The sequence below is a fragment of the Mycolicibacterium diernhoferi genome (assembly GCF_019456655.1).
In the GTDB taxonomy this organism is placed as follows: domain Bacteria; phylum Actinomycetota; class Actinomycetes; order Mycobacteriales; family Mycobacteriaceae; genus Mycobacterium; species Mycobacterium diernhoferi.
In genome coordinates, this window is record NZ_CP080332.1 from 5,514,378 (window position 1) to 5,526,181 (window position 11,804).

General features: G+C 68.9%; 13 protein-coding genes. All 13 read right to left on the reverse strand.

Annotated features, from left to right (window positions below; all coding sequences use genetic code 11):
• Positions 1-320: 320 nt before the first annotated feature.
• Positions 321-662: a histone-like nucleoid-structuring protein Lsr2 gene (lsr2, locus tag K0O62_RS26225; RefSeq protein WP_073856857.1), complete on the reverse strand. Its 342-nt coding sequence runs from the start codon at positions 660-662 to the stop codon at positions 321-323.
• 107 nt (positions 663-769) lie between these two features.
• Positions 770-2,305 (reverse strand): lysine--tRNA ligase, encoded by a 1,536-nt coding sequence (gene lysS, locus K0O62_RS26230; protein WP_073856858.1) that lies wholly within the window; start codon positions 2,303-2,305, stop codon positions 770-772.
• A 15-nt stretch (positions 2,306-2,320) separates the two neighbouring features.
• On the reverse strand, positions 2,321-3,124 hold the full coding sequence (locus K0O62_RS26235) for a type III pantothenate kinase (RefSeq protein WP_073856859.1): 804 nt from the start codon (positions 3,122-3,124) through the stop codon (positions 2,321-2,323).
• 3 nt (positions 3,125-3,127) lie between these two features.
• Positions 3,128-3,544 carry an aspartate 1-decarboxylase gene (panD, locus tag K0O62_RS26240; RefSeq protein WP_073856860.1) on the reverse strand — a complete coding sequence of 139 codons (417 nt, stop codon included), beginning with the start codon at positions 3,542-3,544 and terminating at the stop codon, positions 3,128-3,130.
• Entirely contained in the window at positions 3,544-4,479 is a 936-nt protein-coding gene (gene panC / locus K0O62_RS26245) for a pantoate--beta-alanine ligase (RefSeq protein WP_073856861.1), read from the reverse strand. Before panC ends, panD begins: the two co-directional genes overlap by 1 nt.
• On the reverse strand, positions 4,476-5,399 hold the full coding sequence (locus tag K0O62_RS26250) for a Rossmann-like and DUF2520 domain-containing protein (RefSeq protein WP_073856862.1): 924 nt from the start codon (positions 5,397-5,399) through the stop codon (positions 4,476-4,478). Before K0O62_RS26250 ends, panC begins: the two co-directional genes overlap by 4 nt.
• A gap of 81 nt (positions 5,400-5,480) precedes the next feature.
• Entirely contained in the window at positions 5,481-6,623 is a 1,143-nt protein-coding gene (locus K0O62_RS26255) for a DUF6779 domain-containing protein (RefSeq protein ID WP_073856863.1), read from the reverse strand.
• A 56-nt stretch (positions 6,624-6,679) separates the two neighbouring features.
• Positions 6,680-7,165, reverse strand: coding sequence for a DUF3180 domain-containing protein (locus K0O62_RS26260; RefSeq protein WP_073856864.1), 486 nt, complete (start codon positions 7,163-7,165; stop codon positions 6,680-6,682).
• A complete protein-coding gene (gene folK, locus K0O62_RS26265) occupies positions 7,165-7,677 on the reverse strand; it encodes a 2-amino-4-hydroxy-6-hydroxymethyldihydropteridine diphosphokinase (protein ID WP_073856865.1) in 513 nt (170 codons plus the stop codon). The genes K0O62_RS26260 and folK overlap by 1 nt, the downstream gene beginning before the upstream one ends.
• Positions 7,674-8,057, reverse strand: a complete 384-nt coding sequence (gene folB, locus K0O62_RS26270; RefSeq protein WP_073856866.1) for a dihydroneopterin aldolase — start codon at positions 8,055-8,057, stop codon at positions 7,674-7,676. The genes folK and folB overlap by 4 nt, the downstream gene beginning before the upstream one ends.
• Complete coding sequence (folP, locus tag K0O62_RS26275; RefSeq protein ID WP_073856941.1) at positions 8,050-8,862, reverse strand: dihydropteroate synthase; 813 nt, start codon at positions 8,860-8,862, stop codon at positions 8,050-8,052. Before folP ends, folB begins: the two co-directional genes overlap by 8 nt.
• Before the next feature lie 35 nt (positions 8,863-8,897).
• Positions 8,898-9,515 (reverse strand): GTP cyclohydrolase I FolE, encoded by a 618-nt coding sequence (gene folE / locus K0O62_RS26280; protein WP_073856940.1) that lies wholly within the window; start codon positions 9,513-9,515, stop codon positions 8,898-8,900.
• 16 nt (positions 9,516-9,531) lie between these two features.
• Positions 9,532-11,790, reverse strand: a complete 2,259-nt coding sequence (gene ftsH, locus K0O62_RS26285) for an ATP-dependent zinc metalloprotease FtsH (protein WP_073856867.1) — start codon at positions 11,788-11,790, stop codon at positions 9,532-9,534.
• Between the last annotated feature and the right edge of the window lie 14 nt (positions 11,791-11,804).

Genomic DNA, 11,804 nt, shown 5'->3' on the forward strand with positions numbered 1-11,804 from the left:
GGAGACGTGCGCCGTGCAGGAACTGCACAGGCACCGCACCTGCCGTCCACTCTAGTGGTCGGGGTCCACGGGTGCTTTCCCTCGGTGCCTCGCATGACAACTTGCTCGGCGCCGCCGGTGCTCACACACCAGTTGAATGTCACAACGCAGAATGACCGTCGAACGTTTCCGGAAAACCGCCGGGATCAGTTCGCCGTGAGCGAAGACGCCCGCGGGCGAGCGACGCGACGGGAATCGGCTCCGCCCCGGATCACCGCTCGGCGATCCGGCAACCGGCGTCTTTTTTGCGAGAATCGGCTCCGAAACCGACCCCGGCCTCCTCAGGTGGCGGCGTGGAAAGCGTCGATGACCTCGGCCGGAATGCGACCACGGGTGGACACATTGTGTCCGTTACGACGGGCCCATTCCCGGATGGCCGCACTCTGCTCACGATCGATGGCCGCCCGGCCGCGTCCCGAGCCGGCCGAACGCCCACGACGGCGCCCGCCCACCCGGCGACCGGCTTCCACCCACTGCTTGAGATCGTTGCGCAGTTTCGTCGCGTTTTTTGCAGAAAGGTCGATCTCATAGCTCACGCCGTCGAGTGCAAATTCGACGGTCTCGTCGGCCGCAGCTTCACCGTCAAAATCATCGACCAGCGTGACGGTTACTTTTTTAGCCATATAGCTCACACGACCCTTCTGTGGCCACTCGTAGATTCACCCCGAACCCCTGCGGCAATGGTGGCACACGAATGGAGGGCGTTCAACAACCAGTCACGTTATGCAAGTCAATGTGAGTGTCTGCGCACAATCGGGAACAAAACGGTCTCCCTAATCGTCAGTCCCGTCAATGCCATGAGCAGGCGGTCAATTCCCATTCCGGTACCCGTGGTGGGCGGCATCGCATACTCCAACGCGGCAAGAAAATCCTCGTCCAGGCGCATTGCCTCGTCATCGCCGGCGGCGGCCGCAGCGGCCTGGGCGACGAAACGTTCGCGCTGCACCACGGGATCGATCAACTCGGAGTAACCGGTCGCCAATTCGAATTTCCGCACATAGAGGTCCCACTTTTCGGTGACACCCGGAATGCTGCGGTGAGCGCGCGTCAGCGGGCTCGTCTCGACCGGGAAGTCACGCACGAAGGTCGGCGCCCACAAGGTCTCGCCCACCGTGTGCTCCCACAGTTCCTCGACCAATTTCCCGTGCCCATAACCGCGGTCGGTGGGAATCTCGACGCCGAGCCGATCGGCGATGGCCAGCAGTCGTTCCAGGGTCGTATCCGGGGTGATCTCTTCCCCCAGTGCCGCCGACAACGACGGATACATTTCCAGGGTCTGCCATTCACCGTCGAAGTCGTAGGTGCTGCCATCGGGCAACTCCACCTGACGGGTGCCCAGGGCTTCGTCGGCGACTTCCTGAATCAGTTCACGGGTGACGATGGCGGAATCGTCGTATGTACCGTAAGCCTGATAAGTCTCCAACATCGCGAATTCCGGAGAATGTGTGGAATCCGCACCTTCGTTTCGAAAGTTCCGATTCAACTCGAAGACCTTCTCGAAACCGCCGACCAGACAGCGCTTGAGGAACAACTCCGGAGCGATACGCAGATAGAGGTCGGTGTCGAGCGCATTCGAGTGTGTGACGAACGGCCTGGCAGCCGCGCCGCCGGGCAGGGTCTGCAGCATCGGCGTCTCGACCTCGAGGAAACCCCGCCGCTCCAGCGCCGAGCGCACCGCCCGCACCACGGCGATGCGCTGCCGGGCGATGGAGCGCGCCTCGGGACGCACGATCAGGTCCACATAGCGCTGCCGAACCCGCGATTCCTCGCTCATCTCCTTGTGCGCGACCGGAAGCGGGCGCAATGCCTTGGAGACGATTTGCCAGGAATCGGCCAGCACAGACAATTCGCCGCGCCGGGAACTGATGACCTGTCCGTGCGCGAAGACGATGTCCCCGAGATCGACGTCGGCCTTCCAGGCGTCCAGCGACTCCTGGCCGACCTCGGCGAGGCTGATCATCAGCTGCAACTGGGTGCCGTCACCGTCCTGCAGGGTGGCGAAGCAGAGCTTGCCGGTGTTGCGGGCGAACACCACCCGGGCGGCGACGCCGACCATCTCGCCGGTCTGGGTGTCAGCGGCCAGCTCGGGGTAGGCGGCCCGCAGTTCGGCCAGCGAATGGGTGCGTGCCACCTGCACCGGATAGGGGTCGCGCCCCTCGGCGATCAAGCGCTCACGCTTGGCCTGCCGGATCCGGTACTGCTCAGGGGTGTCGTCATGATCAGATGCATCGGACGGCGGCGCGGCTGGCTCGTCATTAGAACTCACGGACAGCCAGCTTAATCAGCGGCGCCCGCGCTGGTTGTCGCGGTTGCGTTCGAACACCAGCCGCAGCCCCTCCAGCGTCAGGTGCTGCTCGTAGTGCTCGACGGTGCGCAGGTCGGGCAGCACCAGCGGAGCGGAGTTGCCGGTGGCGACGACGGCGACGTCACTGCCACCGAAACCGGCGACATCGGCGCGGATGCGTTCGACCAGCCCATCCACCAACGAGGCGAAACCGAACACCGCACCGGCCTGCATGCACTCCACGGTGTTCTTGCCGATCACCGACCGCGGGCGGGTCAGCTCGACCCGGCGCAGCGCCGCGGATCTCGCGGCGGCGGCATCGGAAGACACCTGTACACCCGGCGCGATGGCCCCGCCGAGGAACTCGCCCTTGGCCGACACCACGTCCACGCAGATCGACGAGCCGAAGTCGACCACGATGGCCGGGGCCTTGTACTTGTGGAAAGCGGCCAGGCAGTTGATGATCCGGTCGGCACCCACTTCCTTCGGGTTGTCCACCAGCAGCGGGATGCCGGTCCGGACCCCGGGCTCGATGAGCACATGCGGCACCGCCGGCCAGTACTGCTCCAGCATCAACCGGATCTCGTGCAGCACCGAGGGAACCGTGGACAGTGCCGCGGCACCGGTCAGCTGTTCGGTGTCCTCACCGATCAGTCCGTCGATGGTCAGCGCGAGTTCGTCTGCGGTGACCTCGGATTCGGTGCGGATCCGCCAGTTCTGCACCACCTTGGCGTGGTCTCCGGATCCGGCGATGAGCCCGACGACGGTGTGCGTGTTGCGGACGTCTATTGCAAGCAGCATCGTTCAGCGCGGCGACATCAGGCCGGACGCATCCGCCGGCACGTACGCGGGGTCATGGGCGTGCTCGCCCAGGTCGATCTGCCGGTTGGCGTTGTCGACGAACACGATCCTGGGCTGGTACTCGCGCGCCTGCGCGTCCTGCATGGCGGCGTAGGCGATCAGGATGACCAGATCGCCGGGGTGCACCAGATGCGCTGCGGCGCCGTTGATCCCGATGACGCCGCTACCGCGCTCACCGGTGATGGCGTAGGTCACCAGCCGGTTCCCGTTGTCGATGTCGACGATGGTGACCTGCTCGCCCTCCAGTAGATCCGCCGCGTCCATCAGATCGGCGTCGATGGTCACCGAACCCACATAGTGCAGATCCGCCTGGGTGACGGTGGCACGATGGATCTTGGACTTGAGCATCGTCCGTATCATCAGTTCCTCCAGGGCAATTCGTGTCCGTCGAACGGGACATCCGGCCCCGGGCCCGAGGGCACGCCGATGTCGATGGCGATGTTGTCCAGCAGCCGGGTGCTGCCGAGCCGGGCGGCCACCAGCATCCGGGCCCTGCCGGTCTCCGGTGCGGGCCCGAGCCAGTTGTTCCGGACCTCCAGGTAGTCGACGCCGATATCGGGCACCTCGTCGAGCACGGCGCGGGCGGCGTCCAGCGCGGCCGACGCCCCCTCCCCCGCCGCGTACACGCCGGCCAGCAGCGCCGACGGGATGGCGAGCGCCTGCTCGCGCTGCACCGCGTCGAGGTAACGGTTGCGCGAGGACATGGCCAGCCCGTCAGCCTCGCGGACGATCGGCACCGCGACGATGCGGGTGTCCAGATTGAGGTCGTCGGCCATCTGCCGGATCAGCACCAGCTGCTGGTAGTCCTTCTCCCCGAAGAACGCCCGGTCCGGCGCGACGATCTGGAGCAGCTTGCACACGACGGTCAGCATTCCAGCGAAATGCGTTGGCCGCGAAGCTCCTTCGAGTTCCTCTCCGAGCGGACCCGGCTGCACGGTGGTGCGCGGCCCGGTCGGGTACATGTCGTTCGCGGTGGGGGTGAACGCGATGTCGACGCCCTCGGCCCGCAGCGCCGCCAGGTCCTCGTCGAGGGTGCGCGGGTAGGCGTCGAGATCCTCCCCGGCGCCGAACTGCAACGGGTTGACGAAGATGGACACCACCACGGCCGACCCCGGCACCTGCCGGGCCTTGCGGATGAGGGTCAGATGCCCCTCGTGCAGGGCGCCCATGGTCGGCACCAGCATCACCCGCCGGCCTGCGCCCCGCAGCGCCCGGGTCACGTCGGCGACATCGGCGGGCCTGCGGTAGACGTTGAGCTCACCCGCGGTGAAGGTCGGCTTCTTGCGTTCGGTCACGGTTGGCCTGTCCCATTCGTCTGGAGCACTTCGAATACTTCCTCCGGTGCGTGCGCACGCTCGGCGGTGCGCAGCGAATTCGCCCGATAGGCTTGCGCCAGTTCGGGATCGGTTTCACTCAGGGCCTGCAGATGCCTACCGAGCGAGTCGGCGTCACCGCGAGCCACCGGGCCGGTCAGGGCCGCCTGCCCACGCTGCAGGGCATTCTCCAGCGACGCCCGTGCCAGCGGCGCGACGATCCGTTCGGCCAGCCCACCCGGTGCGTCGACGATCAGTTCCTGGCCGAGTAGTTCCTGCCCGCGCAGCGCGGCCCGCAGCGCCTCGACGGCATCGAGGACGACCGTCGTGACGTGGTTTCCGGCATGCGCGAGTGCGGCGTGGTACAGCGCGCGGGCGTCCTCGCGGACCCGGAACGGCTCGCCGCCGATCTCCAGCACCAGCGACTGCCCGATCGCGTAGCCGATCTCGTCGGCGGCCGTCACCCCGAAGCAGGCGTCGGACAGCCGGTCGATGTCCTCGTCGGCGCCGGTGAACGTCATGGCCGGGTGGATCGCCAGCGGGATGCAGCCCTGGGCGGTCAGCGGCTCCAGGACGCCGATCCCGTTGATACCCGAGGTGTGCACGACGATCGCACCGGGACGGACCGCGCCGGTCGCGGCCAGCCCGGAGACCAGGGCGCCGAGTTCGGCGTCGGGGACCGCGAGCACCAGCAACTCGGCGCGCCCGGCGACCTCCTGGACCGGGAGCACCGCGGTGTCGGGCAGCCGGCGGGCGGCACGCAGCCGGGATTCGTTGGAGATCGCGCTGCACGCCACGACGACGTGCTCGCAACGCTCGAGCGCCACGCCGAGCGCGGTGCCCACCCGGCCGGCGGAGATGATGCCGACGGTGAGGCGAGCTGGACGGAGTCCGTCGACCATGACAGACGACCTCGCAAACTCTTCGGTGATAAACGTTGCGGTCCCGCACTGCGGGTACCGGACGGCCGTGCCGAGCCTAGCTCACTCCTCGCGGCGTCGACGCCGGCCACCGGTCGTGGGCGTCGCCTGCAGCCGCGAGAGCAGTTCGGAGACAGGCTGGCCACCGGCGTGCTGACCGCTCTCGGCCTCCGGCTCCTCATCCGGGCCCTGCGGTTCGTCGGCGCCGCGGTGCCGGGACTGGGCCACGGGTCCCGCCGGCGCCTCCTCCGGGGCGGCACGCCATCTGCGCGGGGGCGCCGGCTCGGGCTCGCCGGGCACGGCGTGCCGGGCCCGGCGCGGCGTGCCGGTCTGTTCGGCCTCGCTGCTGTAGTGCCGGCCGCGGCGATCGGGCTCAACCTCCGGCGCGGGCGGCTCGGGGACAGGCTGCGGGGGCGACACCGGTGGTGTCGGTGCCACTGGTGGTGTCGGTGCGGGGGCCGGCGGCGGGGCCCACTGGCTCGGTGGCGGTGTGGTTGGTGGTGGCGGTGGAGCGGGAGGAGGCGGGCTCTCGGCCCGGCGCTGCTGCCACGGCGCGGGATCCTCGGTTTCCGACGGCCGCCGGTGCGCGCCACCGAACAGCTCCACCGGTTCCGAGGGCGTCCATCTGAACTCCGGTGGCTGCGGTTCGGCGGGCACGTCGATGATCGGGCTTTCCTCGGTCCGCGGCTCGGCCTCCGCTCGCACCGGTGTGTCGACCCGGCTGGCGATCACCCGGCCCGCAGGGCGGTCCGTCTCCAGTGCGGGGCGCGCCTCCAGGTCGGTGTCGAACAGGATCTCCAGACTGGTGCGCAGCGCCGCGAGTTCGGCCCGCAGCGCGGCGACCTCGTCGGCCGCCTGGGCGCGCAGTTCGGCTGAGAGGTCCCGGCGCAGTTGCGCCTCCACCGCCAACTCGTACTCCCGGCGCGCGGAGATCTCGCGGTCGAGCTGGAGGTCGTAGACGTACTTGAGGTCGCGCACCTTGGCCTGGTCGAGATCGCTCTGGCGCCGGTAGATGAACGATACGAAGGCCGCGGCGACGGCTGCCCACAACGACAGCACCACAGCCAACTTGAGCAGTTCGACCCGATTGGTGAAGACCAGCACCGTGCTGGCGACGATGGCCAGCACCAGCAACACCGTCAGCAGGACCCAACCCGGCCTGCGGTTGACGCGTCGAACGCGCACGCCGCGGGACGGATCGGTCATGGGGCGACTGTACCGTTCACCGTTGCGTCGGCGTGTCGACCGGTCCGGCGATTCGGCTACTCGGGTGCCGCACCGAGCCGATCCTGGTCCTCATCGCGGTCCTCGGGCGACTTGCAGCAATGCTGCAACCACAGTCCGGCGGCCAGTAACGCCAGCGCGCACAGCGCCGCGACCGCCGCGCCGGCGGTGTCCTGCTCGGCCACCCGCATGCTGTGCCGGCGCGGCAGCAGATAGCCGAGAACCCCGATCCACCAACCCAGTACCACGGCACCGACCCACGCCGAGGCCTTCGCGATGACCACGGACCGGGCCACCGCGAGCGGATGCAGCCGGCCCGCGCCGATGCCGATCTGCCCCTCGGCGATCCGGGTGCGGATGAGGTGCCCCCAGACCGCCTCGGCGATCGCCACCGCGGCCAGCGACACCCCGGTCCACACCGTGATCGGCGGGAACCACCGGTAGGTGAAGGTGACCAGCAGATAGCAGACGACGGCCGCGACACCCGTCCCCGCCGCGAGGTCGCGCTTTCGGGTCGGCCCCATCAGGGCTCCAAGGCCAGGTCGGTGCGCCGCACGCCGGCGCGTTCCTGCGCGTCGAGCTGATCCAGCAGGTCGGCCACCGGTCGGCCGGACAGTTGCGCGCCGGGGTCGGCGGCCAGCCAGGGCACCAGCACGAAGGCCCGCTGCTGCGCGAACGGATGGGGCAGCCTGAGTTCGGGGTCATCGGAACGTATCTCGGTGGCGCCGTCGCGGCAGCTGATCACGTCGACGTCGAGAGTGCGTGGACCCCAGTGCACCTCACGCACCCGGTCGGCCGCGGCCTCCAGTCGCTGACCGCGGCGCAGCCAGCCGTGGCCGTCGCAGGATGGGTCGTCGGCGATCAGCACGGCGTTGAGGAAGGCCCCCTGCTCGACCCCGCCCCAGGCGTCGGTCTCATATACCGGGGAGACCGCCACGATGCGGGCGCCCGCCTCGGCCATCCCGGTGACCACGGACTGCAGATGGGCCAGCCGGTCGCCCAGATTGGACCCGATGGACAGCACCGCGGTGCTCACGGCGCCGCCCCCCGACCACCGCGGCGGGACCGGCGGGCCACCACCGCAACGTCGGTGAACGTCAACGGAATGGGGGCGCTGGGCTTGTGCACGACGACCTCGACCGCGTGCACCCGCTCGTCGGTCATCACATCCTCGGCGATCTCGGCGGCCACCGTCTCGATGAGGTCGCGGGCCGGTCCGCCGACGATCGCCGCCGCCCGGGTGGCCAGGGTGCCGTAGTCCAGGGTGTCGGCGAGGTCGTCGGAGGCGGCCGCCGCGGCGAGGTCGATCCACACCGTCACATCGACGATGAAGTCCTGGCCGTCCCGGCGTTCATGCTCGAAGACGCCGTGGTTACCCCGAACGGTCAAGCCGCGCAGTTCGATTCGGTCAGCCACCGGCCTGCCTTCCCTGAGTCCACGACTGGACCACCTTGATCGCGTCCACCGATGCCCTTACATCGTGCACCCGCACGCCCCATGCGCCCTGCTGGGCCGCCAGCGCCGAGATCACCGCCGTCGCGGTCTCCCGCCCGTCGGCCGGGCGCATCTCGCCGTCCGCACCGGCCAACAGCGACCCGAGGAAGCGCTTGCGCGACGCCCCGACCAGCACCGGGAAACCGGTGTCCACGAAGGCCGGCAGCGCCTGCAGCAGCTGCCAATTGTGTTGTGCGGTCTTGGCGAACCCCAGACCGGGGTCGATGATCACCTTCGCCGGGTCGACACCGGCCGCGACGGCGTCGTCCACGCTGCGCAGCAGTTCCGCCCGGACCTCGGCCACCACGTCGGTGTAGGAGGGCACCTGGTGCGGGGCGTCGGCGCGGACGGACCGCCAGTGCATCAGCACCCACGGCACGCCCGCATCGGCCAGCACCGCGGCCATGTTCGGGTCCGCCAGACCGCCGGACACGTCGTTGACGATCTGGGCTCCGCTCTCCAGCGCGGCACTGGCCACCGAGGAGTGCATGGTGTCGATGCTGACGGTGAGCCCCTCCGCGGCGAGGTCGGCGATCACCGGCCGCACCCGGGCGCTCTCGATCTGCGGGTCCACCCGGGTGGCACCGGGGCGCGTCGACTCACCGCCGACGTCGATGATGGTCGCGCCCGCGGCCGCCAGCTCCAGCGCCCGCGCGACGGCACGGTCGCGATCCAGAAACAGCCCGCCATCGGAGAACGAGTCCTCGGTGACGTTCACGACACCCATCACCTGGATGCCCGTCACCTGCCTGCCGGGCCCGCTCACCGCCGGAGGATCAGTTCCAGCGCCTCGGACCGCGATGCCTTGTCGGTCTTGAACTGTCCGCGCACCGCGGAGGTGGTGGTGATCGCGCCGGGCTTGCGCACACCGCGCATCGCCATACACAGGTGCTCGGCCTCGACGACGACGATGACCCCGCGCGGGTCGAGCTTGCGCATCAGGGCGTCGGCGATCTGCGCGGTCAGACGCTCCTGCACCTGGGGGCGCTTGGCGTACAGGTCGACGAGCCGGGCGATCTTGGACAGTCCGGTCACCCGGCCGTCCAGCCCGGGGATGTACCCGACGTGGGCGACCCCGTGGAAGGACACCAGGTGGTGCTCGCAGGTGGAGTACATCGGGATTTCCTTGACCAGCACCAGTTCGTCATGCTGCTCGTCGAAGGTGGTGTTGAGCACCGCGTCCGGGTCGGTGTACAGGCCGCCGAAGATCTCCTTGTAGGCGCGGGCCACCCGGGCGGGGGTGTCCACCAGACCGTGCCGGTCCGGGTCCTCTCCGACCGCGATCAGCAGCTCTCGGACGGCAGCCTCGGCCCGAGCCTGATCGAAGTTCACCGGAGTGAACGCCGTCGTCTCGGCGAGGTTGTTTCCCGACGTCGTCATCGACGCTCCGTTCATGTCAGCCGCGGGGCGGCGTATCCGGCCCCGGCGGGGGCTGCGGTGGGTACCAGCCGCCCGGTGGTGGGGGCGGCGGCAGGGGCGGCATGGGTTGCGCGTGGTGCTGGCCGTCCTGTTGACGCGGCGGCCAACCGGGCGCGTACCAACCGGCCGGGGCGCCGTAGTCCGGCTGCGCCTGACCGTGCTGGGGCTGACCGTGCCGGGGCTGACCGTTGGGCTGCGGATAACCGCCGCCCGGAGCCCCGTGGGCGCCGTTCTGCCTGTTCGCTGCGTCGGCGGCGCGGCTGGCCTCCTCGATCGCAGCCTTGTAGGAGGGCTCCTCGACCGGCGGTGGCCACGGTTCGCCACGCTCGATCGCGATCTCCCCGGGGGTCTTGATCGGCGGCTTGTCCGACGGCACCCGGCCACCGAAATCATCGAAAATGGTGATCCGGGGACGTTTCTTGACCCCGTCGAAGATCTCCTTGAGCTCTTTGCGGTGCAACGTCTCCTTCTTCAACAGCTCCCCGGCCAGGATGTCGAGCACATCGCGGTACTCGGTGAGGATCTCCCAGGCCTCGGTGTGTGCGGCCTCGATGAGCTTGCGGACCTCGTCGTCGATGATCTGGGCGACCTCGTGGCTGTAGTCAGCCTGGGTGCCCATGGTGCGGCCCAGGAAGGGGTCACCGTGTTCGGTGCCGTAGCGCACCGCGCCGAGCCTGGCGCTCATGCCGTATTCGGTGACCATCGCGCGGGCGATCTTGGTGGCCTGCTCGATGTCGGAGACCGCGCCGGTGGTCGGCTCGCGGAACACCAGTTCCTCGGCGGCGCGGCCGCCCATCGCGAACACCAGCCGGGCGATCATCTCCGAGCGCGTCATCAGACCCTTGTCGTCCTCGGGCACCGCGACGGCGTGGCCGCCGGTGCGCCCGCGCGCCAGGATGGTCACCTTGTAGATCGGCTCGATGTCGGGCATCGCCCAGGCCGCCAGGGTGTGACCGCCCTCGTGGTAAGCGGTGATCTTCTTTTCCTGCTCGCTGATGATGCGGCTCTTGCGGCGCGGCCCGCCGACCACCCGGTCGACGGCCTCTTCCAGGGCCGCCCCGGTGATCACGGTGCCGTTCTCGCGCGCGGTCAGCAGCGCCGCCTCGTTGATCACGTTGGCCAGGTCCGCACCGGACATGCCGACGGTCCGCTTGGCCAGCCCGTCCAGATCGGCGTCGGGCGCGATCGGCTTGCCCGCCGAGTGCACCTTCAGCACGGCGCGACGGCCGGCCAGATCGGGGTTGGACACCGGGATCTGACGGTCGAAGCGGCCCGGCCGCAGCAGCGCCGGATCCAGGATGTCGGGCCGGTTGGTGGCGGCGATCAGGATGACGCCCTGACGGTCACCGAAACCGTCCATCTCGACCAGCAACTGGTTGAGGGTCTGCTCGCGCTCGTCGTGCCCGCCGCCGAGGCCGGCGCCGCGCTGGCGGCCGACCGCGTCGATCTCGTCGACGAAGATGATGCACGGGCTGTTCTGCTTGGCCTGCTCGAACAGGTCGCGCACCCGGGAGGCGCCGACACCGACGAACATCTCGACGAAGTCCGAGCCGGAGATGGTGAAGAACGGCACCCCGGCCTCGCCCGCCACGGCCCGGGCCAGCAGCGTCTTACCGGTTCCGGGCGGGCCGAACAGCAGCACGCCCTTGGGGATCTTCGCGCCGAGTGCCTGGTAACGGCTCGGGTTCTGCAGGAAGTCCTTGATCTCGTAGAGCTCTTCGACCGCCTCGTCCGCGCCGGCGACGTCGGCGAACGTCGTCTTGGGCATGTCCTTGGACAACTGCTTGGCCTTGGATTTGCCGAAGCCGAAGCCCATCCGGCCACCGGACTGCATCCGGGAGAACATCACGAACAGGCCGACCAGCAGCAGCAGCGGCAGCATGTAGATGAGCAGGGTGCCCAGCACGCTGCCCTGGTTGACCACCGTGTTGATCTTGGCGTTCTTGGCGCTCAGCGCGTCGAACAGTTGCACACCGAACCCGGTCGGGTACTTGGTGAGGATCTTGTCGCTGTTCTCGGTGTCGCCGTTGCCGGACTTCAGTTCGAGCCGGAGCTGCTGCTCACGGTCGTCGATCTGGGCACTCTTGACGTTGTCGGCGTCGATCTGAGCTATTGCGACGGACGTGTCGACCGGCTTGAAGCCGCGGGTGTCGTCGCTGAAATAGAAGAAAGACCAACCCAGCAGTAACACCACGGCAATCGCCGTGAGCGTGCGGATGACGTTTTTACGGTTCATCGATATCTCCGGCC